This window comes from Deinococcus ficus (assembly GCF_003444775.1).
In the GTDB taxonomy this organism is placed as follows: domain Bacteria; phylum Deinococcota; class Deinococci; order Deinococcales; family Deinococcaceae; genus Deinococcus; species Deinococcus ficus.
In genome coordinates this window covers 200,001-222,414 of record NZ_CP021081.1, presented here as the reverse complement: position 1 = coordinate 222,414, position 22,414 = coordinate 200,001, and the positions used below count along the sequence as shown (strand labels likewise).

The following is a 22,414-nucleotide window of genomic DNA, read 5'->3' as shown; positions in this document are numbered from 1 at the left end:
CCAGGGCGTCAGATCCGCCTCACTCAGCGCCACTGCTCGGGCAGGCCGTACACGTTCCACATGCGGTCCACGCGGGCGATCACGCTGGCGTCCATGACGATTTTCGGCGGCCACTCGCGCACGAAGCCCTCCTCGGGGAGTTTTTTCGCGCCGTCCCAGGCGAGAAGCTGACCTTCAAGCCACACGTCGCGTTCGGGGTCGATGTTGTTGAGGATGGTCCACCAGACGTCGCCGGGGTCGTGGGGGTCGGTGTGTTCGTCGGCGATGAGGAGGTGGCGGATGCCGGCGGCGGCGGGGTGGGCGGCGAACGCGGCGGCGAGGTCGCGGGTCTGGCCGGCGCGGGTCTTGTCGAGGGTGACGATCCAGTAGCCGTCCGGGGTCTGGGTCTGGTCGAGGACGCCTTCGAAGGTGGGGAGGTCGGTGCGGGCGCGCGGCTGGAAGGTTTCGGGGGTGGTGTCCTGGGCCTGGGCTTCGCGGCTGCTTTTGGGGCTGCCGATTTCCTCGGGGCGTTTGGTGGTGGCGTCGATGATGAGTTTTCCGCCGTAACCCCAGCCGCGGCTGCTGTGGTCGAGGACGTCGATGGGACCGCGGGTGGTGAGGGTGTCGCGGCCGGGGACGGCCTTCTGCGTGACTTCGCGCCACACGGCGTCCATGTCGTTGACCCTGACGTGGTCGTCCACGACGACGATGACCTTGGCGAACATCATCTGCCCGAGGCCGAACAGGCCGTTGGCGACCTTGTACGCCTGCCCGGGGAAGTCCTTTTTGATGCTGACGACGACGAGGTTGTGGGCGACGCCGGCGGGCGGCATGTGGTAGTCGACGATCTCGGGGATGATCAGTTGCGCGGCGGGCAGGAAGAGGCGTTCGGACGCCTCGATGAGGTAGGCGTCCTCCATGGGGGGGCGGCCCACGATGGTGGCGGGGTACACGGGGGCCTGGCGCATGGTGACGGCGGTGACGTGGAAGAGGGGGTAGCGGTCGGGGAGGGTGTAGAAGCCGGTGTGGTCGCCGAAGGGCCCCTCGACCACCCAGTCTTCCTGGGGGTCCACGTAACCTTCGAGGATGAATTCGGCGTTGGCGGGCACGTCGAGGTCCACGGTGAGGCCCTTGACGACCGGGTAGCGCTGTCCGCGCAGATACCCGGCGAGCGCGAACTCGTCCAGACCGGGGATGGGCGGCAGGGGGGCGGTGGCGGCGTAGATCAGGGCGGGGTCACCGCCGATGGCGACGGCCACTTCCAGCTTCTGGCCTTTCTTGCGGGCTTTTTCCAGGTGCTTGGTGCCGGTCTTGTGGCGTTGCCAGTGCATGCCGGTGGTGTTCTTGCTCATGACCTGCATGCGGTACATGCCCATGTTGCGTTCGCCGGTGTCGGGGTCCTTGGTGATGACCAGGGGGAAGGTGACGAAGGGGCCGCCGTCCTCGGGCCAGCACTTGAGGACGGGGATCTTGCTGAGGTCCACCTCGTCGCCGCGCCACACGACTTCCTGGGCTGGGGCGCGTTTCACGCGGCGGGGGGGGAGGTTCATCGCGTCGCGGAGTTTGGGGAGGTTGCCCAGCATGCCCATCAGCCCGCCGGCGCCTTTCAGGTCGATCAGCGCGCGGACTTTCGCGGCGAGGTCGTCGAGGTCGTGGACGCCGAGGGCGAGGGCGGTGCGTTCGCGGGTGCCCATCAGGCCCATCACGACCGGGTAGTCGCTGCCGACGACGTTCTCGAAGACCACGGCGGGGCCGCCTTTTTTCACGAGGCGGTCGCTGATCTCGGTGATTTCCAGGTCGCGGGAGACGGGTTCGCGCACGCGCAGCAGTTCGCCGCGGGATTCCAGCAGGGCCATGAACGACTGAATGTCCGGGAACGCCATGCAGGCAGGATAGGGCGGGTGGGGTGGGCGAATGGTCGCCGGGACTTCAGGGCGCGTGGGGGTGCGGGGGTGTCCAGACTCGCGGGCTGAGGCTGTATCAGAGTGATTGCCGAGTTTTCAGAACTTCCTGAAATTTGCTAATCTTGGGGCATGACCGACCGGCTGGAGCCGCCCCTGGTGGAACAGAAGCTCTTCATCGAGCGGACCGGCGTGCTGATGGAAGCCGCCGGGTTCCCCCGCATGTCCGGGCGGGTGCTGGCGGCCCTGCTGATCGCCCCGGAGCGCGGCAGCACGCCCGCTGAGATCGCCGGGCTGCTGCAGGCCAGCCGGGCGAGCATCAGCGTGGCCCTGAACCAGCTGCTGCTGATCGGCATGATCGAGCACGCCCCGAATCCCGGGGAGCGTGCCGACCGCTTCCGCATGAAACCGGGCAGCTGGGCCACCCTGACCGAGGCCGGCACCCGCAAGCTGGAGAGTTTCCGGCAGATCGCGCAGGACGGCCTGGCGGTCCTGCCGGACGGCGCGGACCCCGGGCCGCTGCGGGAGATGGAGGCGTTCTACCGCGTGTGGCTGGCGCTGTTTCCCCGGATGATGGACGAGTGGCGCCGCCTGAGCGCCCAGTCTCAGGCAGAGGGTGGTGAGGCGTGAACGCAGACGCCATCGAGACGCAGGCCCTGAGCAAGCACTTCGCGCCGGGCGTGGGCGTGAGTGCCCTGACGCTGAGCGTCCCGCCGGGCGAGGTGTTCGGCTTTCTGGGGCCGAACGGGGCGGGCAAGACGACCACCATCCGCACGCTGCTGGGCTTCCTGCGGCCCACCGGCGGCGAGGGGCGGATCTTCGGCCTGGACGTGTGGCGGGCGCGCGAGGCGGTGCACGCGCGGGTGGGGTACCTGCCGGGCGAGGTGCACCTGAATCCCGCCTGGACCGGGCAGGAGCTGCTGGACCGCGGCGCCCGGCTGCGCGGGTTGCGGGACGTGACGTACGGGCTGGAGGTGGCCGGCCGCCTGGATCTGGACCTGACGCGGCGGGTGGGCGCGCTCAGCAAGGGCAACCGGCAGAAGGTGGGCGTGACGCTGGCGCTGATGCACCGCCCGGACCTGCTGATCCTGGACGAACCGACTGACGGGCTGGATCCGCTGGTGCAGGACACGGTGCTGGCGCTGCTGCGTGAGGCGAGGGCGGAGGGCCGCACGGTGTTCCTGAGCAGCCACGTGCTGAGCGAGGTGGAGCGCGTCGCGGACCGGGTGGGCATCATCCGGGCGGGGCAGCTGGTGCGCGTGGACCGGCTCCCGGACCTGAAGGCCAGCCTGCCGCAGCGCCTGCACGTGACGTTTGCCGCCGCACCCCGCGCGGACCTTGCGGCGCTCCCGGGCCTGACCGTCACCCGGGCTGGCCTCCTGAGCGTGGAGGGCCTGTGGCGCGGGGATCCCAACCCGCTGCTGCGCGCGCTGGCGGGCGAGCAGGTGCGGGCGCTTTCGTTCACGCCGTCCAGCCTGGAGGACGCCTTCATGGACGAGTACCGCACCGGGGGTCCCCATGTGGCCTGAGATCACGCATGTGCTGCGCGACACCCTGCACGACCATCGCCGCGCCCTGGGCTGGTGGGCGCTGGGCCTCAGCCTGTACACGCTGAGCGTGCTGGCCGTGTACCCCGCCTTCAAGGACGACCCCAGCCTGAACGAGGTGATGCGCAGCCTCCCGGACGCGCTGAAGGTCCTGTTCGGGGAGGACTACACCAGCCCCGCCGGGTACGTGGGCGGGAAGCTGCTGAGCCTGATGCCGGTGCTGCTGAGCCTGTACGCCGGCCTGACCGGCGCGGGCCTGATCGCCGGCGCGGAGCAGCGCGGGCACCTGGAATTCCCGCTCGCCACGCCGCTGTCCCGTACGGGCCTGCTGGCCGGGCGAACCCTGGCGCTGCTGGTCCTGCTGCTGGCCCTGGGGGGCACGCTGTTCGCGGCCACCTGGGTCGGCGGGGCGCTGTTCCAGGCGCCGCTGAACGCCGCGCACCTGCTCACCACGGTGGCGCTGCACACGCTGGGCGCCTGGGTGTTCGGGGCGCTGGCCCTGGCAGCCGGGGCGGCCACCGGGCAGCCGGGGCTCGCCTCGGGTCTGGGCGTGGGCCTGGGGATCTTCAGCATGGTGCTGTACGGCCTGGGCGCCCAGGTGCCCGCCTTGAGCGCGGTGGAGGGCCTGAACCCCTGGAAGTACGCCCTGGCCCTGAACGCCCTGAAGGAGCAGGTGAGCCTCATGCCGGCCGTGGTGGCCCTGCTGGTGGGCGTACTTCTAGTGGCGGCGGCCGCTCCGCTGTTCAGTCGGCGGGACGTGAGCGTCTGAGCGACTGAACCCTACGCGTCCTGCGCCGGCCGCCCCACCCAGATCGCCCAGCCCAGGGAGGCCCGTTCCCAGCGGAGGTAGGCCGCCCGGCTCTCGTGGGTCTTCGCCAGCACCTCGGCACGGTCCGGATGATCCGGGTGTACGCGCGCCCAGCGCTGCACGGCCGCCCACATCAGGCTGCTGTAATGGTCCCAGTCCGCCCGGCTGGACACGGTCAGGCCGGTCAGGTCCAGCCCCGCCGCCATGAATTCGTCGCTGCGTTCCTCCAGGGTGGGCAGCGCCGCCCACCATTCCGCCTGCGCCTGATCGGGAACGGGGCCCCGGCGGTACACGTCGCCGATCACGACGGCGCCTTCGTCCCGCAGGTGACGGGTCATCCAGCGGGCCGCCTCGGTGAAGCCGCCCAGGGCGAAGGTGGCGCCCAGGCAGCTCACCACGTCGTACCCGGCCGGGTCCGGCGTGAAGTCCAGCGCGGGGCCGTGAGGGAAGGTGAGGGCGGCACTCAGCCCTGCGTCCTGTGCGCGCTGCCGGGCGTTCTGCACGAAGGCGGGGTTCAGGTCCACGCCCGTGCCGGTGATCGCCCGGCGTGCCGCCCACTGCCGCAGCACTGCGCCCTTGCCGCTGCCGATGTCCAGCACGCTCTGGCCGTCGCGCAGCCCGGCGTAGTCAGCGACGCGGTCCAGGGCCCCTGGGCTGACCGGGTTCAGGACGTCTCGGTCTTCCTCCACGATGGTGAAGAACTCCAGAAAATGCATTCCCCCAGGCTAGGGCGCCCCGGGCCGGCGGCACATCGGCCGTCTGGCCGAGCGGTCCTTACTCGCCGCGGTACAGGGGGCCGGGGCCGGTGCGGGGCGTGAGCTGCCAGCGCGTGACCGTCCAGGTGCCGCCGCGCTTCTCCACGAACACCGCCAGGGTGTACCGCTCGGCGAGCACGTACTCGCTGTCCTGGTCGGGTTCCACGTGCCCGACATCCACCGTGCCGGCGATCAGGGCGTTTCCGGTGTTCTCGCGGGTGACTTCCAGGGCGTTCACGGTGAAGTTGCCCAGCGTGGACAGTTTGATGACTTCAGGGGTGCTCAGGGTGCCCAGCCACGGCGCGGCGCGGGTCACGGCCGCCTGGATGCGGCCCCCGATCACCTGCCGCTGCTCTCCGGTCTTCACGCTGGCGCGGTACAGGCTGGCGCGGTGCCGGGCGACGCTGCTGAGTTCCGCGAGGGGTTTCACGGCGGCGGCCAGGGGGTCGTTCGTGCGTTCCTGCAGGCTGGCAGCGGTCACGCGGTAGGTGGGGTAGCGCACGCTGCCGCTGCGGGTGTCGTTCAGCACGAAGTCCGCGCGGCCGTCGGCGCGGGGCACCGTGAAGCCCAGCGGCCAGTCCAGCGCGGCGGCGCTGGGGAAGCTCAGCAGCGGGCCGCTGGCCGTGACCTTTCCGGCCTGCTGGCGGTACATGCGCAGGCTGGCCGCGCCGCCCGGTTCCCGCACGGCGGCCAGCAGATCCAGTTTCCCGGGCGTGGTGAACGCTCCGCCCACCGCGCCGCGCACGCCGTCCAGGGGCACGCCGGTCTGCTGGGGCCAGTCGTCCAGGCCGGCGCTGCTGAGGTTCTGGCGGATGTCGGGCAGGTAGTTGTCCAGCCACGCGCGGTCCGGGCCGGTCAGGGAGCGCACGTACGCCTCGGCCTGCGCCGTGCGGCCCGCGATGACCTGCACGGCGTAGTTGAACAGGTGCGTGCCGCTGGCCAGTTCCGGGTACTCGGGGGGCGTCACCTGGTTCAGCAGGTACTGCGGGTACTCGCGGGTGGTGTCCACGTACTGGCCGCCCCGGTAGCTGTACACCAGGGGCAGGGCGGGGCTGCCGGCGAAGCTGAGGTCGTAGGCGTAAGCGAAGCGCCAGTCGCCGGTCACGAGTTCCTTCGGGCCGCGGCCGTCGAGCTGGAGAACGCTCACGCCGCCGGAGTGCTGGGTGTCGGTGTGCAGGATGCGGCGCGGGGGGGTGGTCAGGCTGTACACGCTGACGGTGGTGCAGCAGTGCGCGCCGCCGCTGAACTGCGTGAGGATCACCTCGGGGACGCCGTCGCCGGTCAGGTCGCCGCAGTGGTCGCGGCCCACCATTTCGTCTTTCAGGGTGAGGACTGCGCGGCCATTCAGGAGCAGGCTCACGCTGTCCTGCGGGTCGCCGAAGCCGTTCTCGCGCAGCTGCACGGTGTAGGCTCCGCAGCGGCTGGTGGTGGTCTTTACCGGGCCGGGCGTGAAGGTGTCCTGTGCCCGGGCGGCGGGCGGCAGGGTGGTCAGGAGGGCGGCCAGGGCGGGAAGCAGGATGGGGGGGCGGCGCATGTGGGGAACCTCCGGGTGAAGGGGGGGCGGCGTTTGGGTTCAGGGTAGCCGCTGGGCGGGGCGGCGGGGTGGCAGGTGCCGGGGTTGTCCAGGGCAGAGGGGTGGTCAATAGTTGACCAATTTGGTATCTTATGGAGTCGGGGCGACCCCGCCCATCCCATGACCCTCACCCGGCCCACCGCGCCGGCCCCAAGGAGACCCATGAAGCACCGCACCATCCTGGCCCTGTCCATCACCGCCCTGCTGGGCCTGCAGGGCGCGCACGCCGCCACTGTCCCCACCCTCAGCAAAGGCACCCTGAAAATCGGCATGGAGGGCACCTACGCCCCCTTCACCTTCAAGAACGAGAAGGGCGAACTTGTCGGTTTCGACGTAGACATCGCCCGCGCCGTCGCCGCGAAGCTCGGCCTGAAGGCCGAATTCGTCCTGACCGAATGGAGCGGCATTCTCGCCGGGCTCCAGGCGAACAAGTACGACGTGATCGTCAACCAGGTCGGTATCACCGCCGAGCGCCAGAAGACCATCGGCTTCAGCGCCCCCTACGCCTACTCCAGCGCGCAGATCATCGTGAAGAAGACCGGCAGCTTCGCGCCCAAGAGCCTGGCCGAGCTGAAAGGCAAGCGCGTGGGCGTGGGCCTGGGCAGCAACTTCGAAAAGCAGCTGCGTGACGCCGGCGGCATCAACGTCGTCACCTACCCCGGCGCGCCCGAGTACCTCGCGGACCTCGCCGCCGGCCGCCTGGACGCCGCTTTCAACGACCGCCTGCTGGTGGGCTACCTGATCACCAAGGAAAACCTCCCCGTGCGCGGCGCCGGCGTGGTCGGCCAGCCCGAGCCCGTGGGCATCGCCATGAAGAAGACCAACACCGCGCTGAAAAAGGCCGTGGACCGCGCCCTGCTGCAGATCAAGGCCGACGGCACGTACGCCAAGATCAGCCGCAAGTGGTTCGGGCAGGACGTCAGCAAACCCTGAACTGAAGTCGCGGTGACCGCCGGGGCCGGGCACACTATGCTCGCCTGACCCCCGGCGGTCACCGCCCCGTTTCGCCTCTTTCCCGTTCCGGAGCCCGCATGAACCTCGAACAGCTGCAACTCGTGTTCCAGAGTGCCGTGAACGCCCTGCCGGCGCTGCTCAAGGCCACCCCGATCACGCTGGGGTTCGCGCTGGCGGCCATGCTGCTGGGCCTGCCGCTGGGCTTCCTGGTGGCGCTCTCACGGCTCTCGCGCTTCGGAGCGCTGCGGCGCGTGAGCAGCGTGTTCGTGTCGTTCATCCGCGGCACGCCGCTGCTGGTGCAGATCTTCATGGTGTATTACGGCCTGCCCAGCCTGGGGCTCACCCTCAGCCCCATCGCGGGCGGCGTGATCGCCCTGACCCTGAACGCCGCGGCGTACCTCAGCGAGACGATCCGCGCCGCGATCCTGAGCATCGGCCGGGGCCAGCGGGAGGCGGGCACCAGCCTGGGCCTCACGGACTCGCAGGTCATGCGCCTGATCGTGCTGCCTCAGGCGGCGCGGGTGGCGCTGCCCAGCCTCAGCAACACCCTGATCGGGCTGGTCAAGGACACCTCACTGGTCTCCGTCATCACGGTCGTGGAACTGCTGCGCAGCGCGCAGCTGGAAATCGCCCGGACCTTCGAGCCGTTCGGGCCGTACCTGGCGGCCGCGCTGATCTACTGGGTGATCAGCAGCGCGCTGGAACTCGTGCAGCACCGCCTGGAACGCCGTTACGCCCGAGGGTTCTGAGGGCCGGCGGGACGCTAAGCTGCCGGGCATGACCACTCCCGCCGCAACGCCCATCCAGCGCATGCAGGCCGCCCTGCAGTCCACCGCCCTGGACGGCTGGCTGATGTACGACTTCCAGGGCCTGAACCCCCACGCCCGGCGCGTGCTGGACATTCCCGCCAGCGTCTTCCTGACGCGGCGGTTTTTCGTGTGGGTGCCCCGCGAGGGCCGCGCAGTGGTGCTGCACAACCACATCGAGGGCGGCAACTGGCGGAACATCACCCGGGCCTGGGACGCCGACCTGCGGCCCTTCGGGTCGCACGCCGAACTGGACGCGGCCCTGAAAGCGGTCGTGGCCGGGCAGCGCGTGGCGATGGAGTACAGCCCCCTGGGCGCGGTGCCGTACGTGAGCCGCGTGGACGCCGGCACCGTGGAGCGCGTGCGGGCCGCCGGGGCCGCCGGGATCGAGAGCAGCGCGGACCTGCTGCAGGCATTCCTGGTGTGGTCGCCGGAGGACCGCGCCGCGCACGACCACGCCGCGAGCGTCCTGATGCGCGCCAAGGACGACGCCTTCCGCCTGATTCACGAGCGGCTGCAGTCCGGGCAGGCGGTCACGGAACTGGAGGTGCAGGCGCTGATCATGGACCAGATCCGCGCGGCAGGCATGCAGGCCGGGCATGACGTGAACGTGAGTTTCGGCGTGAACGCCGCCGACAGCCACTACGAGCCCGGCGAGGCGCAGAACGCCACGCTGCAGCCCGGGCAGTGCGTGCTGATCGACCTGTGGGCGCAGGAGCCGGGCCGGCCGTTCGCGGACGTGACCTGGGTGGCGCATGCGGGCGAGCCGGGCCCGGAGTACGCCGAGGCGTGGCAGGCCACCCGCGCCGCCCGGGACGCCGCGCTGAGCCTGGTGCAGGACCGCTTCGAGGCCGAGGGCTGGGGCCGGGTGCAGGGCTGGGAACTGGACCGCGCTGCCCGGGACGCCATGGGCGAGGCGTGGGAGCCGTACTTCCTGCACCGCACCGGGCATGACCTGGGCGTGCAGATTCACGGGTCCGGCGCGAACCTGGACGATTACGAGACGCGCGACACCCGCACCCTCACGCCCGGGCTGTGCGTGACCATCGAACCCGGCACGTACCCGGCGCACCGGGGCTTCGGGATCCGCACGGAGATCGACGTGTTCCTCTCCCCGGCGGGACCGGAGGTCACCACGCACGTGCAGCGCGAGCCGTTCGTGCTGGGCGGCCCGGACACCTGGGCGCAGGTGCGCGCCCGCGGGTACGGGGAGCCGGCCGGGGAGTAAACGTGGGGGCACCGCGGGGCTTCACGCACGCCGTGGGCTTCGACGACGCGCCCTTCCGGCGGGAGCACCGGGGGGACGTGCCGGTGATCGGCACGCGGTATGTGGGGCCGGTGCTGCACGGCGTGATGCGCGGGCAGGTGCGGCGCGACGGGCGGAACAGCACGGCCGAGCTGGCGCGGCTGGTGAACGCGCACGGGCACGGCGCGGGGCTGATCTTCCTGCAGGGCATCGCGCTGGCGGGCTTCAACGTGGTGGACCTGGAGGCCCTGCACGCGGCGACCGGGCGGCCGGTGCTGGTCGTCGCCCGGCGCCGCCCGGACCTGGACCGGATCCGCGCGGCGCTGCTCTCGCACGTGCCGGGCGGGGCGCGCAAGTGGCGCCTGGTGCAGGCCGCCGGGGAGATGGAACCCTGCGCGGGCGTGTTCGTGCAGCGCTGCGGACTGGACCTGCCGGACGCGGAGGCGGCCGTGCGGCAGTTCGCGCTGGCTGGCCGCATTCCGGAGCCGCTGCGGGCCGCGCACCTGATCGCGGCCGGGGTCACGCCGGGGGTGCGCAGCCGCCAGCGGGTGTGAGGCTCACACCCCGGCATTACGCTCAGCGCATATCCTGATGGGTATGACCGCGCCCGCCGCCCCCACCCAGGAAACGCCCCACATTCACCTTCCTGACGGGTCGTGCTGCAAGCCCAAACGGTTCGCGCACCTGCACCAGCACACGCAGTACAGCCTGCTGGACGGCGCGGCGAAACTCAAGGACCTGCTGAAATGGGCCAAGGAGGTCACGCCGGACGGCTGCACCCCGGCCCTGGCGATGACCGACCACGGGAACATGCACGGCGCGGTGCACTTCTACAACTACGCGACCGGCATGGGCGTGAAACCCATCCTGGGCTACGAGGCGTACGTGGTGCCGGGGCAGGGCACGCGCCGGGACCGCACGCGCGGGCAGGACGGCGAGAAGGGCATCTTTCACCTGACGCTGCTGGCCCGGGATTTCGAGGGCTACCAGAACCTGTGCCGCCTGAGCAGCCGCGGGTACACCGAGGGCTACTACTACAAGCCCCGCATCGACCATGAGCTGCTGCAGGAGCACCACAAGGGCGTGATCGCGTTTTCCGGGTGCCTGGGCAGCGAGGTGCAGCAGCTGCTGCTGCAGGGCCGCGAGGACGACGCGAAAAAGAGATTGCTGTGGTACCGGGAGCTGTTCGGGGAGAACTACTTCATCGAGATTCAGGACCACGGGCTGCCCGAGCAGAAGAAGAACAACCCCATCCTGCGGGCCTGGGCGCAGGAGCTGGGCATCGGGATGGTCGCCACGAACGACGGCCACTACGTCAAGAAGAGCGACGCCACCGCCCACGAGACGCTGCTGGCGATCCAGACGAAGGCGACGCTGGCCGACGAGAACCGCTTCAAGTTCCCCTGCGACGAGTTCTACGTGAAAAGCCTGGAGGAGATGCAGGCCGCGCTGCCCGTGAGCGACTGGGGCGAGGAGGTGTTCGACAACACCGCCCTGGTGGCCGAACTGTGCAACGTGGATCTGCCGGTCGGCAAGAAGCGCGTGTACCAGATGCCGGAGCTGCCCATCCCCGAGGGCCGCACCATGAAGGAAGAACTGCGCGTGCAGACGTACGCCGGCGCCGTGAAACGCTACCCGGCGTACCTCACCGAAGGCCTGCTGCGGGATTACGCGGCGTACTCCCTGGCGGAACTGGGCGCGGAGGACGCCGCGCGGGTGCTGGGCCGCGTGAACGGCTGCGACCCGCAGACCTGCGACCCCGACACGCTGTACACCCTGCTGGCCTTCATGGGCAGCGAGTGGGAAAAACGCGGGCAGGACGCCGGGGAGAAGTACACGCCGTACCCGGCCCTGGTGAAGATGGAGGCCCGCGGCGACACCGGCGAGCTGCCCGCCTACGCCGCCGAGGACTGCCGCCGCGCCCGCGAGCGGGCCGGGGACACCACCATTGACCTGGACGGCGAGGCCGAGCAGGAAACCACCCGCAGCCACCACCGGCACGCGCTGGTGCTGCTGCGCCGCGCCGAGTACGAGCTGAGCGTGATCAACAACATGGGGTTCCCCGATTACTTCCTGATCGTGGCGGACTACATCAACTGGGCCAAGGACCACGACATCAGCGTGGGCCCCGGGCGTGGGTCGGGGGCCGGGTCGCTGGTCGCGTACGCGATCCGCATCACCAACCTGGACCCGCTGGAGTTCGAGCTGCTGTTCGAGCGCTTCCTGAACCCGGACCGCATCTCCATGCCGGACTTCGACATTGACTTCAACGACGCCCGCCGCGTCGAGGTGATCGACTACGTGCGCCAGAAGTACGGGGACGACAAGGTCGCCATGATCGCCACCTTCGGAACCATGGCCTCCAAGGCGTGCCTCAAGGACGTGGCGCGCGTGATGGGCCTGGAGTACGCCAAGGTGGACAAGGTCAGCAAGCTCATTCCCATCAAGTTCGGGAAGAGTTACAGCCTGGAACAGGCCCGCGAGAGCGTCCCGGACATCCAGCAGATGCTCGCCGAGGACGCCCAGCTGCTCGAGGCGTACGAGTTCGCGCAGAAACTCGAGGGCCTCACCCGGCACGCCAGCGTCCACGCGGCCGGCGTGGTGATCGGCAAGACCGAACTCACGAACCTCGTGCCGGTCATGCGCGACACCAGCGGTGAGGGCATCGTCTGCCAGTACGACATGAAGGCCGTGGAGGACATCGGCCTGATCAAGATGGACTTCCTGGGCCTGCGCACCCTGAGCTTCCTGGACGAGGCCAAACGCATCCTGCGGGAATCCGGCACCGACTTCGACGAGCGCTACGGCAACTTCGACAACATCCCCTTCGACGACGCGAAGACCTACGAGCTCATGAGCCGCGGTGACACCAAGGGCGTGTTCCAGCTCGAAGGGGCCGGCATCGCGGACGCCAGTCGCCGCCTCAAGCCCCGCCGCCTCGCCGACATCATCGCCCTGTCGGCGCTTTACCGCCCCGGCCCGATGGAGAACATCCCCACCTACGTCCGCCGCCACCACGGCCTGGAAGACGTGGACTACGTCAAGGACGGCTTCCCCACCAGCGCCCAGTGGCTGGAGAAGATCCTGAAGGAAACCTACGGCATCCCCGTGTACCAGGAGCAGATCATGCAGATCGCCTCCGAGGTCGCCGGGTTCAGCCTGGGCGGCGCGGACCTGCTGCGCCGCGCGATGGGCAAGAAGGACGCCGAGGAGATGAAACGCCAGCGGCAGATCTTCGTCGCCGGCGCCAAGGGCAACGGCGTCCCCGAGGACGAAGGCAACCGCCTGTTCGACCTGCTGGACGCCTTCGCCAACTACGGCTTCAACAAGTCCCACTCCGCGGCGTACGGCGTCATCACCTACCAGACCGCGTGGCTCAAGGCGAACTACCCCGTGCAGTTCATGGCCGCGCTCCTTACCGTGGAACGCCGCGACAGCGACAAGGTCGCCGAGTACGTCAGTGACGCCCGCAAGATGGACCTGCACGTCCTCCCCCCGGACATCAACCGCTCCAGCAGCGACTTCGCGGTGCAGGGCGAGGACATCCTCTTCGGCCTGTACGCCATCAAGGGCCTCGGCGAGAACGCCGTGCTGAAAATCCTGGAGGAACGCGAGAAAGCCGGGCCGTTCAAATCCCTGGCGGACTTCTGCTCCCGCCTGGGCAACAAGGTCTGCAACCGCAAGGCCATGGAAAGCCTCATCAAGAGCGGCGCCTTCGACAGCTTCGGCGAACGCCACCAGCTCATGCAGAGCCTGGAAGAGGCCATGGCCTGGGCCCAGGGCGCGGCCGCCATGGCCGCCAGCGGCATGGACGCCCTGTTCGGCATGAACGAAACCGCCCCTGAACCCAGACTCAAACAGAACGTCCCCGCCTACACCGACCTGGACCGCCTGAAAATCGAGAAAGACGCTCTCGGCCTCTACATCAGCGGCCACCCCCTCGAACAGCACGAGGGCCTGCGCGAAGCCGCCAGCTGCCGCATCAGCGACCTGGATACCTGGTTCACGCAGCAGAACGTCGCCCCCGGCAAACGCCTCAAGGCCGTCCTCGCCGGCATGATCGAAGGCGTGGTCAAGAAGCCCACCAAGAGTGGCGGCATGATGGCCCGCTTCATCCTCGCCGACGAATCAGGACAAACCGAACTCGTCGCCTTCAGCCGCGCCTACGACCGCATCCAGGACAAACTCGTCAACGACACCCCCGCCCTCGTCATCGTCGAACTCGAGAGCGAGGACGGCGGCCTGCGCGCCATCGCCGAGGAAGTCGTCAGCATCGAACAGCTCGGCGAGGTCCCCAAGGTCATGTACGTCACCATCGACCTGGAAACCGCCAGCCCCGACGCCATCGGCGAATTCCAGAGCCTCCTCGACGAACACGCCGGCAGCATGCCCACCTACCTGAGGCTGGAAACCCCCGAGCAGTTCGTCATCTACCAGCTCGACCACGGCATGGGCAGCCCCGAGGCCATCCGCGTCCTGAACCACACCTTCCCCTGGGCGAACGCCCACCTCGCCTACGACCAGCAGACCATCCTCGGCCGCTTCGCGCCCAAACCCCCCGCCTGGATGAACAAGCAGAACGGCGGCATGCGCGCTTGAACCGGCCCCTCGCCCAGCTGTACGAGAAGGCCAGCGCCCGGCATGCAGCCTGCGCCTGCTGAGCTGGCGCGACATCGTCGCCTGGGCTGACGACTGGGTGTTGGCCCTGCCCGAGATTCCTGACGATCTTCTCGCCGTCAGCCTGAGCCGGTAACCTATCGGGACGCTCAGGATGGCCTCGCACATTTGGCCGGTCACGGCGAGGGTTCCAAAGTTCTCCCAGTTCTAAAAGAACTGTGGGCCAAGAGACGGGAAACCGGTGAGCTGGATGACTTCGAGATCACGCAACAAGCCTGGAGACTGGCCGGAGCCTTCATCCCCCATGACTCGGACGACTACATGCTTCTGGCACGCATGGACCATTTCTCCGATGAGGCCGATGGGCTCTACCAGCTGACGGCCCAGCAGACGGCGGACGCGCGGCGCCAACTCGCACAGGAAGTGGAACAGTTCCTCGCGGGTGACACCGGCCACCTTGAAGCCGCGTGGGACGAGATAGCGGCAACCGGAAAAAATGCAGAACGGGTGTGGCGCCATAACCCCTGAAGCTGTACAGGCACAGGGCCTCTTTACCAAGATCAACGTTCGTCGGGCTTGAGGGACTGACTCAGGGGCCGCCATCGGCCACATACTCGGCGGCCCCTGCGGTCCAGGGCGATCAGGTCCAGGGCGTTGCCTGCCGCTTCGCCTCCTGCGGTGTTGTCGAAGATGACCCAGACGTTCCCGTCACGCGCCTGGACGTCCTGGGCAAGATCCCGTAAAGCTTCTGGTGTGTAGGCGGAGTAATACCTCCTGGGCGAACCGTGCCAGCGGTAATAGGTCAGGCCCGTCCATCCGCCGGGGTGGGCAGCCTGCGACACGACGGCTGGGTCGGCGGCGACGCGGGACACGCGGTGGGCGGTGAGCAGGGCGTCGGCTTCGGGGGTGAACCAGGTGGCGTGCCGGGCTTCGCAGGCGATCGGGGCGGGCGTGAGCTGGCGCAGGGTGCCGAAGAAGTCCGTGGCGAGGGCGGCGTCGTACTTCAGGCTGGGCGGCAGTTGCACGAGGAGCGGTCCCAGTTTCTCGTCCAGGTGGCTGACCTGTTCCACGAACTCGATGAGCGGGAACTGCACGTCACGGAGTTTCGCGGTGTGGGTGATGGCCTTGGGGACCTTCACGCTGAAGCGGAAGCCGGGCGGGGTGCTGGCGGCCCAGCGGGCGTAGGTGGTGGGTCGGTGGGGGCGGTAGAAGGAACTGTTGATCTCCACGGCATGGAAGCGCGTGGCGTAGCGTTCCAGCACACTGGCGCCCTTCCCGAATTCCGGGCGGCCGCTGGCGACGCTCCAGCCGGCGCAGCCGATCAGCACCTGCCGGGGGGTCATGCGGCGGCGGTGTGGGGGCGGCGCATGCTCAGGGTGCGCAGGGCGGCCAGGACGACCAGGGCCGCGCCGATAACCACGCCCAGGGTGACGGTGCCGGCGTCGGGGCGGGCGAGGTACACGCCGAGGAACGCCCACAGCAGCACGCCCGCGAAGGCGTAGTCGCGGAAGCGGGTGAGCATGAGCGTACCGACGAGACCGGCGATCACGAGCAGCGCGGCGGACCATGCCTGCGGGCTGAGGCCCAGCAGGCCGCCCGTGACGCCCTGGCTGACGAGGTACGCGGTGATGTTCGCCATGGTCGCCACGCTGATCCACCCCAGGTACAGGCTGGTGGGGACCTGCAGTGCCCAGTGGTCTGCGCGGTTGGGGGGCGGGGTGGTGAGGGTGTTGGTGGTGTTCATGCCGCGCACGGTGCGGTCCAGCCAGATCAGGGTGGCGAGCAGGGCCAGCATGATCAGCACGCTCACGCCCAGGTTCAGGCTCTGGAAGGCGAGCAGCCAGGAGGCGTTCAGGAGGTTGGAGAGCAGGTACGGCCAGAACAGCCGGTCGTACCGCTCTGTGCGCTGGGCGGGCAGGGCCTGGTACACGGCGAAGACGATCAGGCCGGTGAAGATCACGCCCCAGATGGCGAAGGTCAGGCCGGCGGGCGTGAAGGCGTTCGGCAGGGCGTCGCTCACGTCGGCGTTCGTGCGGCCGAACAGCGGAAGGCTCTGGCTGAGGTAGTTCATCACGAGGGTCAGCGCGGTGGCGAGGACCAGCGTGATCTGGCGGGAGAGTCCGGTCATGCCTCAGCGTCCACGGCCGCGGGCCGGGGGTCTATGGCCTGGACGGCATTGCGGCCGGGGTGGGGTTCAGGGATTCTTGAGGATCACCGGCCCCCTGGGCGCGTCGGGGGGCCGGGCGGGGGCATGGCTGGCGTACGCTGGGGACATGCGCCCTGCCCGTGCCCTGCTGTCCGCTGCCGTGTTCGCCGCGCTGCTCTCCGGGGGGGCGTCGGCCCAGGCGCAGCCGGGCCGGGTGATTTTCGCGTGCACCATGCAGGGCAGCGGGAAGAAAGTGGAGGTCCGCGACCTGGGCACGGGCCTCTCGTACGCGTTCGGCCGGGACCTGAGCCGGCCGGAACTGCGGGTCACGCGGCCGTACTCCGGCTGGACGCGCACGCCCTGGAAAGGCATCGGGCGGGCCATCTACGACGCGCTGAACTTCACGAACGGCGGCGTGCGCTACAGCGTGTACAGCTCGCATGACCGCCTGGACCTGACCGACCGGCACGGGATCTGGGTGGAGGTGCCGGGCCGCGACCCGGTGGAGCTGGTGTGCCGGAACAGCACGGTGATCACGCGGATTCAGGGGTTCGAGCGGGTGCCGGAGGACCGGCGGGACTGACCGCTCAGGCGCGGCGCGGGGGTCTGAGGTCCACCACGTCCCCGATCAGGCCCAGCGCCGTGAGCCGCCCGGTGATCAGGCTGCGGTGGCATTCGCCGGGCTCGTGCTCGTAGCACAGCAGCGCGGCGCGGTGCATGGCGGCCAGGTCCGCGAGCTCGTGCAGCGCGTCGCCCTGCGTGGCGAGGTGCAGGGTGTACGCGGCCTTCATGGCCGGAAAGTCGTGGTCCAGCCGGTACGCCTTGCGGACGGCGGGAGGCGTGCCCAGGGGCCGCAGGTGACGGTATTCGATGCCCTGCTCTTTCAGCGCGGCGGCCAGGGCGGTCTTGCTGTAGCCGGGGCGGCGGCTCTGGGCGCGTTCGCGGGTGTCCACGACCACCTGCACGCCCGCCTGCACGAGCGTGTCCAGGAAGGCGTGCAGCTCGGCGTCCTCGTACCCGATGGTCCAGATGGTGGGGGGCGTCATGCCCGGAGCGTAGCGGGCGGGCGCGCCGGGAACCGTGCCTTCAGGCGGCCACGTCCTCGCCTTCGGGAAGGCCCTGGACCTCCTGGTGCTGGGCGGGCAGGATCAGGTTGGCGAGAATGCCGACCAGCGCGGCCAGCGCCATGCCGTGCAGTTCCAGGCTGGTTCCCGCCAAGTTGATGGGGAACGCGGCGCCGCCCAGCCCGAGGACCAGGATCAGGGACACGATGATCAGGTTGCGGCTGTGCGCGAAGTCAATGCGGGCCTCGGCCAGGGTGCGGATGCCGACCGAGGCGATCATGCCGAACAGCAGGATGCTCACGCCGCCCAGCACGCCCTGCGGCAGGCTCCTGAGCAGCGCGGCGAGTTTCGGGGAGCAGCCGAACGCCATGGCGAATGCGGCGCCGATCTGCAGCACGCGCGGGTCGTACACGCGGGTGAGGGCCAGCACGCCGGTGTTCTCGGCGTACGTGGTGGCGGCCGGGCCGCCCAGGACGGCGCTGCTCATGTTCGCCACGCCGTCCGCGAACAGCGTGCGGCTCAGGCCGGGCTTTTGCAGGAAGTTCTGCCCGACGACGCGGCCGTTCACGATCACGTCCCCGACGTGTTCGATGAACGTGACCACCGCGACGGGCGCGATCACCGCCACCGCCCGCCAGTCGAGGGCCGGGGCGTGGAAGTCCGGCAGGCCCAGCAGCGGCGCGGCCGCCACGTCCGCCAGGGCCTTGGCGTCGATCTGCCCGGTCAGGAGCGACACGAGGTACCCGGTGACCACCCCGATCAGGATGGGAATCATGCGGAACAGCCCCCGGCCGTACAGGCTGGCGATCACGGCGGCCGCCAGGGTCGCCAGGGCCAGCCACCAGTTCGTCTTCGCCTGGTTCACGGCGACGCTGCTCAGGCCCAGGCCGATCACGATGATCACCGGGCCGGTCACGACCGGCGGGAACACCCGCAGCAGCCGGTCCGTGCCGAACACCTTCACCAGCCCGCTGAACAGCAGGTACATGGCGCCCGCGGCGATCAGGCCCCCGCCGGCCGCCGCCGGACCCATCTCCTTGACGACCAGCGCGGTGGGCGCGATGAACGCGAACGAGCTGCCCAGGAAGATCGGCACGCGCCCGCCGGTCAGCAGGTGAAAGAGCAGCGTGGCGAGCCCCGCGCCGAACAGCGCCACGCTGGGTGACAGGCCCACCAGGATCGGCACCAGCACCGTCGCGCCGAACATGGCGATGGAGTGCTGCAGGCCCAGCACCACGCGCCGGGCCGGGTCGTTCACGCGCGGTTCGGGGGCGCTGGGCGGGGGGGCGGCGTTCGTCGGGTTCGTCATGGGGCCTCCGGAGGCTCGCGGGTCGCGGGCAGGGCGCCGGCACGCCCCGGGTGGGGGTGAGCGGGGTTGCCTTCCGGGAAACCAGCGTACTGCACAGGGCCCGCTCATGCGGGCCGCAGGCGCGCGGTAGGCTGGGCGCATGAACGCGAAGGGTGACCTGATTGCGCGCCTGCTGTCCCTCGGTCGGGGCACGCCGGAGTTCGACGTGACCGCGGCCGGCCCGGCGCACGAGCGGGTGTTCCGCGCGGTGGTCCGCTCGGGCGGGCAGGTGCTCGGGCACGGGGAGGCCCGCAGCAAACGCGAGGCCGAGCGTCTGGCGGCGGAGGAGGCGCTGGGCGTGCTGGACGGCGGCGCGCCTGCCAGTGCCAGCGGGGACGGCTGGCTGCCGGAAGCGGAAGCCCCGGAGGCGTCGGGCGGCGTGTGGCCGGTGTACGCCGCGGTGCTGGCGCAGGCGCTGGACACCGCCACCGAGTTCGCCGCCGAGGACGCCTCGCTGGACGACGTGCGCCGGGACGCGGCGCGGCTGTACCGGGAGCTGCTCGCGGACCTCGGGCACGGCCCGGAGTAAGTCCTGAAGGGCGCAGAGGCCGAGGACCGCGCCGCCCGGCACCTCGCGGGCCTGGGGCGGGCGGTGGTCGCCCGGAACTACCGCCTGCCTGGCGGCGAGATTGACCTGATCACCCGTGAGCCGGATGGAACGCTGGTGTTCACGGAGGTCCGTCAGCGGGCTGCCGGGCGGTTCGGCAGTGCCGCGGAGAGCGTCACGCCGCGCAAGCTGGCGCTGATGCACCGCGCCGCCCTGGCATACCTGACCCGCGAGCTGGGCCGCGAGGACCTGCCCTGCCGGCTGGAGGTGCTCACCATCGACGGACCGGCCGACACGGGCACCCTCGCGCTGATCCCGCTAACGTAACCGCCCCGCGTGGGCGGCAGGCGCTAGACTTCCGGGCATGCGTCCGGATTACCTGCATGCGGCCCGCGCCCTGCAACTGGGCCGCGAGCACGCCGTGGAGGGCGAGGCGAACCGCGCGCTGCGCCTGTACGACGAGTCGCTGGGCATCCTGCGGACCCTGCCGCCGGAGCGGACGCGGGACATCCTGCTGGCGCACACGCACCTGGCGTACTACCAGACGCTGACGCTGATCGGCGCGCGGGACGTGGACCACCACCTGTCGCAGGGCGTGAGTTACGCCCGCTGCACCCGGGACCCCCTGGCGCGCGCCATCGCGGAGGAGTGCCTGAGCGGCCTGGACGCTGTGCTGTGACGCGCGGCTGAGCCCAACAGGAACCGCGGCCCGCCAGAACGTGGCGGGCCGCGGCGGTGCTGCGGGGGCTTACTGGCTGGGCAGCTGGATCTGGGCGGTGGTCTTGCCGGCCTTCTTGTCGTAGCTGCACTGGTAGGGCAGCTGGCCCAGCACTTGGTTCGTGCCGCCGCGCGTCACGCTGATGGTGGCGGGCGTGGTCATGAGCCAGCCGCCGCCCTGCACAGAGCTGATGCCGCGCACGATGTCTGCGGAGGGGGCTTCCAGCGCGGCGTGGAAGGTGTCGTTCTTCCCGAGCGGCTGGCCCTGCTCGATCAGGGTCTTCAGGGGCAGTTCCTGGCCCATGGCGCCCACGGTGAGTTTCTCGGCGTCGTGGGCCAGTTCGCGGCACTCCTTGAGGAAGTGGAACTTGCTGGTGCCGTTCGCGTCACGGTCGCTGTAGTAGGGGTTGTTCCCGGTGGTCAGGGCGGTCACCCAGCCGAACAGCAGCAGGCCCAGCAGCAGCGTCAGCCACAGCCAGGGGCGGGAGCTGCCCCGGTTGTGCGTGATGGAGTTGTGTTGGCTCATAACGCCTCCCAGCATACGCCGGGGACGCTGGGGCCGTCACCGGCCCCGGGCATCGACGGGATGCTCAGGCGTCCAGCCAGCCGGTCAGGCCGGGCTGCACGTCCGCGGCCGGCCCGAGCCGCGTCAGGGCCTCCCGCACACTCTCTCCGGTGACCGGGTGGCGCAGGTCCGGGTTCAGGTCATGCAGCGGAGCAAGCACGAACGCCCGGTCCCAGGCGCGGGGGTGCGGGAGGGCCAGCGTCTCGTCGTCGGAGACCGCGCTGCCGTGCAGGATCAGGTCCAGGTCCAGCGTGCGGGCCTCCCAGCGCTCGGTGCGGGTGCGGCCCGCCGCGGCCTCGATGCTGTGCAGGGCAGCCAGCAGGGCGCGGGCGTCCAGGGGCGTGCGCAGGTGCACGGCGGCGTTCAGGTAGTCCGGCTGCCCGCCCGGCCCGCCCACCGGCGCCGTGCGGTACAGACGTGAGACGCCCGCAATCTCGCCAAGCGTGCCCAGGGCTTCCACGGCCCGGCGCAGGGTGGGCAGCGGTTCGCCCAGGTTCGCGCCCAGCGCGATGAAGGCGTCGTGCAAGGCGGGTGTCGTGGTCACAGGTCCCCGCGGCTCAGGTCCAGTTCGGCGCGGACGTCGCGGAAGATGCCGGGCAGCGGCGCGAACGGCTTGTGCACCCGCACCGTCACGCGCGTCAGTTTCGGCTGGTCGCGCAGCACCCGCCGGGCAATACGGTCGGCAAGCACCTCGATCAGGTCGTACCGCTGCCCGGTCACCTCCTCCTGCACGGCGGCGTACACCGCGGCGTAGTTCACGGCCGCGTCCAGCTCGTCCGGGATTCCGGCGAAGGGGTAGTGCAGTTCCACGTCCACCACGAACCGCGCGCCCAGGGCGGCCTCCGTCTCGAAGACGCCGTGACGGGCGTGAAATTCCAGGCCTTCCAGAACGATGCGGCTCACGCCCCGGATTCTAGGGCGGTTATGGCTCCAGGGCCGCCTGCACCCGCAGGGCCTGCACGTGCCCGGCCGCGTCGTGCGCGCGGACCAGGGCCGCGCCCTGCCGCGCCGCGTGCAGGTGGATGGCAAGGCTGCCCGGGTCGCGCTGCGCGGCGTCCGGCACGCCGGCCAGGTAGTCGATCAGGCGTTTGCGGCTCGCGGCGATCAGCACCGGGTGCGGTCCGGCCGTCAGGGCGTGCGTGGCACGCAGCAGCGCCAGGTTGTGCTCCAGCGTCTTCCCGAACCCGATGCCGGGGTCCAGCAGCACGTCCGGCACGCCCGCCGCGAGCACCCGGGCGGCCTGGGCGCGCAGGAAACCGTGCACCTCCGCGACCACGTCCGCGTACACGGGATTTTTCTGCATGGTGCGCGGCTCGCCCTGCATGTGCATCACGCAGGCGGGCGCGCCGGCCTCGGCACACACGCGGACCATCTCCGGGTCGCGCAGGCCGGTCACGTCGTTGATCAGGTGCGCCCCGGCCCGCAGCGCCCCGGCCGCCACCTCGGGTTTCATGGTGTCCACGCTGAGCACCACGCCCTCCCCCGCCAGGGCGCGGATCACGGGCAGCAGGCGGTCCAGCTCCGTGTGGGCGGGGACGGGGTCCGCGCCGGGCCGGGTGCTTTCCCCGCCAATGTCCAGGATCAGCACGCCCGCGTCCCGCATGCGCCGCGCGGCGTGCAGGGCGGTGTCCAGCGCGGCGTGCTTCCCGCCGTCGCTGAAGCTGTCCGGCGTGACGTTCAGGATGCCCATCACTGCCGTGCCCGTCCAGGTCAGGCGCCAGCGGCCGTCCGGGTCCGGCTCGGCATCCGGCACCGGCCGTCCGAAGGTCAGGGTGTGGGGCCTCGCGACGCGCGTCATGTGGGGAGCGCGGCGCTGTCCGAGAGGGCACCGTCAGCTTCGG

General features: G+C 70.3%; 25 protein-coding genes (1 of these 25 running past the window's edge). 13 read left to right on the top strand and 12 right to left on the bottom strand.

What is annotated here, in order from left to right; all coding sequences use genetic code 11:
• Positions 1-23: 23 nt before the first annotated feature.
• Complete coding sequence (locus DFI_RS01035) at positions 24-1,862, bottom strand: menaquinone biosynthesis decarboxylase (protein WP_027463597.1); 1,839 nt, start codon at positions 1,860-1,862, stop codon at positions 24-26.
• A gap of 150 nt (positions 1,863-2,012) precedes the next feature.
• On the opposite strand from DFI_RS01035, the gene DFI_RS01030 reads away from it, so the two are divergent.
• From DFI_RS01030 to DFI_RS01020, 3 genes are read left to right on the top strand one after another with little or no spacing between them, the layout of a single operon-like run.
• Complete coding sequence (locus tag DFI_RS01030) at positions 2,013-2,510, top strand: GbsR/MarR family transcriptional regulator (RefSeq protein WP_051308018.1); 498 nt, start codon at positions 2,013-2,015, stop codon at positions 2,508-2,510.
• Entirely contained in the window at positions 2,507-3,409 is a 903-nt protein-coding gene (locus tag DFI_RS01025; RefSeq protein WP_043778768.1) for an ABC transporter ATP-binding protein, read from the top strand. The genes DFI_RS01030 and DFI_RS01025 overlap by 4 nt, the downstream gene beginning before the upstream one ends.
• Positions 3,399-4,196: an ABC transporter permease subunit gene (locus DFI_RS01020; protein ID WP_027463598.1), complete on the top strand. Its 798-nt coding sequence runs from the start codon at positions 3,399-3,401 to the stop codon at positions 4,194-4,196. The genes DFI_RS01025 and DFI_RS01020 overlap by 11 nt, the downstream gene beginning before the upstream one ends.
• 11 nt (positions 4,197-4,207) lie before the next feature.
• Here the strand turns inward: DFI_RS01020 and DFI_RS01015 are convergent, their stop codons facing one another.
• Both DFI_RS01015 and DFI_RS01010 read right to left on the bottom strand, forming a co-directional pair.
• The gene (locus DFI_RS01015) at positions 4,208-4,951 is read right to left on the bottom strand and encodes an SAM-dependent methyltransferase (protein WP_022800556.1); all 744 of its coding nucleotides are present in this window, start codon (positions 4,949-4,951) and stop codon (positions 4,208-4,210) included.
• Between the two features lie 58 nt (positions 4,952-5,009).
• A complete protein-coding gene (locus DFI_RS01010; protein ID WP_027463599.1) occupies positions 5,010-6,524 on the bottom strand; it encodes a hypothetical protein in 1,515 nt (504 codons plus the stop codon).
• A gap of 201 nt (positions 6,525-6,725) precedes the next feature.
• On the opposite strand from DFI_RS01010, the gene DFI_RS01005 reads away from it, so the two are divergent.
• From DFI_RS01005 to DFI_RS20025, 6 genes are all read left to right on the top strand, one after another.
• Positions 6,726-7,496: a transporter substrate-binding domain-containing protein gene (locus tag DFI_RS01005; protein ID WP_027463600.1), complete on the top strand. Its 771-nt coding sequence runs from the start codon at positions 6,726-6,728 to the stop codon at positions 7,494-7,496.
• 98 nt (positions 7,497-7,594) lie between these two features.
• Entirely contained in the window at positions 7,595-8,266 is a 672-nt protein-coding gene (locus tag DFI_RS01000; protein WP_051308019.1) for an amino acid ABC transporter permease, read from the top strand.
• A gap of 28 nt (positions 8,267-8,294) precedes the next feature.
• Positions 8,295-9,551 carry a M24 family metallopeptidase gene (locus tag DFI_RS00995; RefSeq protein ID WP_244940290.1) on the top strand — a complete coding sequence of 419 codons (1,257 nt, stop codon included), beginning with the start codon at positions 8,295-8,297 and terminating at the stop codon, positions 9,549-9,551.
• A gap of 2 nt (positions 9,552-9,553) precedes the next feature.
• Complete coding sequence (locus tag DFI_RS00990; RefSeq protein WP_027464315.1) at positions 9,554-10,123, top strand: endonuclease dU; 570 nt, start codon at positions 9,554-9,556, stop codon at positions 10,121-10,123.
• Positions 10,124-10,166: 43 nt separating this feature from the next.
• Positions 10,167-14,168 carry a DNA polymerase III subunit alpha gene (gene dnaE, locus DFI_RS00985; protein WP_027464316.1) on the top strand — a complete coding sequence of 1,334 codons (4,002 nt, stop codon included), beginning with the start codon at positions 10,167-10,169 and terminating at the stop codon, positions 14,166-14,168.
• A gap of 186 nt (positions 14,169-14,354) precedes the next feature.
• A complete protein-coding gene (locus DFI_RS20025; RefSeq protein ID WP_155864620.1) occupies positions 14,355-14,714 on the top strand; it encodes a hypothetical protein in 360 nt (119 codons plus the stop codon).
• A gap of 32 nt (positions 14,715-14,746) precedes the next feature.
• Here the strand turns inward: DFI_RS20025 and DFI_RS00975 are convergent, their stop codons facing one another.
• Complete coding sequence (locus DFI_RS00975; protein ID WP_051308355.1) at positions 14,747-15,529, bottom strand: DUF72 domain-containing protein; 783 nt, start codon at positions 15,527-15,529, stop codon at positions 14,747-14,749.
• Complete coding sequence (locus DFI_RS00970; protein ID WP_027464318.1) at positions 15,526-16,314, bottom strand: tryptophan-rich sensory protein; 789 nt, start codon at positions 16,312-16,314, stop codon at positions 15,526-15,528. Before DFI_RS00970 ends, DFI_RS00975 begins: the two co-directional genes overlap by 4 nt.
• Positions 16,315-16,459: 145 nt before the next feature.
• Between DFI_RS00970 and DFI_RS00965 the strand changes: the two genes are divergently transcribed.
• Positions 16,460-16,915, top strand: coding sequence for a hypothetical protein (locus tag DFI_RS00965; RefSeq protein ID WP_051308356.1), 456 nt, complete (start codon positions 16,460-16,462; stop codon positions 16,913-16,915).
• Positions 16,916-16,919: 4 nt separating this feature from the next.
• On the opposite strand, the gene DFI_RS00960 is transcribed toward DFI_RS00965, so the two are convergent.
• Both DFI_RS00960 and DFI_RS00955 read right to left on the bottom strand, forming a co-directional pair.
• Positions 16,920-17,378 carry a DUF488 domain-containing protein gene (locus DFI_RS00960; RefSeq protein ID WP_027464319.1) on the bottom strand — a complete coding sequence of 153 codons (459 nt, stop codon included), beginning with the start codon at positions 17,376-17,378 and terminating at the stop codon, positions 16,920-16,922.
• A 40-nt stretch (positions 17,379-17,418) separates the two neighbouring features.
• Entirely contained in the window at positions 17,419-18,705 is a 1,287-nt protein-coding gene (locus tag DFI_RS00955; RefSeq protein ID WP_081426040.1) for a uracil-xanthine permease family protein, read from the bottom strand.
• A 139-nt stretch (positions 18,706-18,844) separates the two neighbouring features.
• Between DFI_RS00955 and DFI_RS00950 the strand changes: the two genes are divergently transcribed.
• Genes DFI_RS00950 through DFI_RS00940 form a run of 3 tightly spaced genes read left to right on the top strand, consistent with a single transcriptional unit; the run spans position 18,845 to position 19,970 of the window.
• Entirely contained in the window at positions 18,845-19,273 is a 429-nt protein-coding gene (locus tag DFI_RS00950; protein ID WP_027464321.1) for a putative dsRNA-binding protein, read from the top strand.
• Between the two features lie 3 nt (positions 19,274-19,276).
• A complete protein-coding gene (locus tag DFI_RS00945; protein ID WP_027464322.1) occupies positions 19,277-19,618 on the top strand; it encodes a YraN family protein in 342 nt (113 codons plus the stop codon).
• Between the two features lie 37 nt (positions 19,619-19,655).
• On the top strand, positions 19,656-19,970 hold the full coding sequence (locus DFI_RS00940; protein WP_022800569.1) for a hypothetical protein: 315 nt from the start codon (positions 19,656-19,658) through the stop codon (positions 19,968-19,970).
• A gap of 69 nt (positions 19,971-20,039) precedes the next feature.
• On the opposite strand, the gene DFI_RS00935 is transcribed toward DFI_RS00940, so the two are convergent.
• From DFI_RS00935 to DFI_RS00915, 5 genes are all read right to left on the bottom strand, one after another.
• Positions 20,040-20,534, bottom strand: a complete 495-nt coding sequence (locus DFI_RS00935) for a hypothetical protein (RefSeq protein WP_027464323.1) — start codon at positions 20,532-20,534, stop codon at positions 20,040-20,042.
• Between the two features lie 64 nt (positions 20,535-20,598).
• Complete coding sequence (folK, locus tag DFI_RS00930) at positions 20,599-21,117, bottom strand: 2-amino-4-hydroxy-6-hydroxymethyldihydropteridine diphosphokinase (protein WP_027464324.1); 519 nt, start codon at positions 21,115-21,117, stop codon at positions 20,599-20,601.
• Positions 21,114-21,476: a dihydroneopterin aldolase gene (folB, locus tag DFI_RS00925; protein WP_027464325.1), complete on the bottom strand. Its 363-nt coding sequence runs from the start codon at positions 21,474-21,476 to the stop codon at positions 21,114-21,116. The genes folK and folB overlap by 4 nt, the downstream gene beginning before the upstream one ends.
• A gap of 19 nt (positions 21,477-21,495) precedes the next feature.
• The gene (gene folP, locus DFI_RS00920) at positions 21,496-22,371 is read right to left on the bottom strand and encodes a dihydropteroate synthase (RefSeq protein WP_027464326.1); all 876 of its coding nucleotides are present in this window, start codon (positions 22,369-22,371) and stop codon (positions 21,496-21,498) included.
• Positions 22,368-22,414, bottom strand: partial view of an ImmA/IrrE family metallo-endopeptidase gene (locus tag DFI_RS00915; RefSeq protein ID WP_043779788.1) — the final stretch only. Its footprint extends 757 nt past the window's final position; 47 of the gene's 804 nt are visible here — the last part of the coding sequence; its start codon lies beyond the right edge, outside the window; its stop codon occupies positions 22,368-22,370. Before DFI_RS00915 ends, folP begins: the two co-directional genes overlap by 4 nt.

What these genes read in the sequence shown, in the direction of transcription:
- DFI_RS01020 (WP_027463598.1), top strand. Translation starts at nt 3,399, where the DNA reads ATGTGGCCTGAGATCACGCATGTGCTGCGCGACACCCTGCACGACCAT.
- DFI_RS01005 (WP_027463600.1), top strand. Translation starts at nt 6,726, where the DNA reads ATGAAGCACCGCACCATCCTGGCCCTGTCCATCACCGCCCTGCTGGGC.
- DFI_RS01000 (WP_051308019.1), top strand. Translation starts at nt 7,595, where the DNA reads ATGAACCTCGAACAGCTGCAACTCGTGTTCCAGAGTGCCGTGAACGCC.
- DFI_RS01035 (WP_027463597.1), bottom strand. Translation starts at nt 1,862, where the DNA reads ATGGCGTTCCCGGACATTCAGTCGTTCATGGCCCTGCTGGAATCCCGC.
- DFI_RS00995 (WP_244940290.1), top strand. Translation starts at nt 8,295, where the DNA reads ATGACCACTCCCGCCGCAACGCCCATCCAGCGCATGCAGGCCGCCCTG.
- DFI_RS00970 (WP_027464318.1), bottom strand. Translation starts at nt 16,314, where the DNA reads ATGACCGGACTCTCCCGCCAGATCACGCTGGTCCTCGCCACCGCGCTG.
- DFI_RS01030 (WP_051308018.1), top strand. Translation starts at nt 2,013, where the DNA reads ATGACCGACCGGCTGGAGCCGCCCCTGGTGGAACAGAAGCTCTTCATC.
- DFI_RS00965 (WP_051308356.1), top strand. Translation starts at nt 16,460, where the DNA reads ATGCGCCCTGCCCGTGCCCTGCTGTCCGCTGCCGTGTTCGCCGCGCTG.
- dnaE (WP_027464316.1), top strand. Translation starts at nt 10,167, where the DNA reads ATGACCGCGCCCGCCGCCCCCACCCAGGAAACGCCCCACATTCACCTT.
- DFI_RS01015 (WP_022800556.1), bottom strand. Translation starts at nt 4,951, where the DNA reads ATGCATTTTCTGGAGTTCTTCACCATCGTGGAGGAAGACCGAGACGTC.
- DFI_RS00950 (WP_027464321.1), top strand. Translation starts at nt 18,845, where the DNA reads ATGAACGCGAAGGGTGACCTGATTGCGCGCCTGCTGTCCCTCGGTCGG.
- DFI_RS00960 (WP_027464319.1), bottom strand. Translation starts at nt 17,378, where the DNA reads ATGACGCCCCCCACCATCTGGACCATCGGGTACGAGGACGCCGAGCTG.
- DFI_RS01010 (WP_027463599.1), bottom strand. Translation starts at nt 6,524, where the DNA reads ATGCGCCGCCCCCCCATCCTGCTTCCCGCCCTGGCCGCCCTCCTGACC.
- folP (WP_027464326.1), bottom strand. Translation starts at nt 22,371, where the DNA reads ATGACGCGCGTCGCGAGGCCCCACACCCTGACCTTCGGACGGCCGGTG.
- DFI_RS00935 (WP_027464323.1), bottom strand. Translation starts at nt 20,534, where the DNA reads ATGAGCCAACACAACTCCATCACGCACAACCGGGGCAGCTCCCGCCCC.
- DFI_RS00955 (WP_081426040.1), bottom strand. Translation starts at nt 18,705, where the DNA reads ATGACGAACCCGACGAACGCCGCCCCCCCGCCCAGCGCCCCCGAACCG.
- DFI_RS00940 (WP_022800569.1), top strand. Translation starts at nt 19,656, where the DNA reads ATGCGTCCGGATTACCTGCATGCGGCCCGCGCCCTGCAACTGGGCCGC.
- DFI_RS00975 (WP_051308355.1), bottom strand. Translation starts at nt 15,529, where the DNA reads ATGACCCCCCGGCAGGTGCTGATCGGCTGCGCCGGCTGGAGCGTCGCC.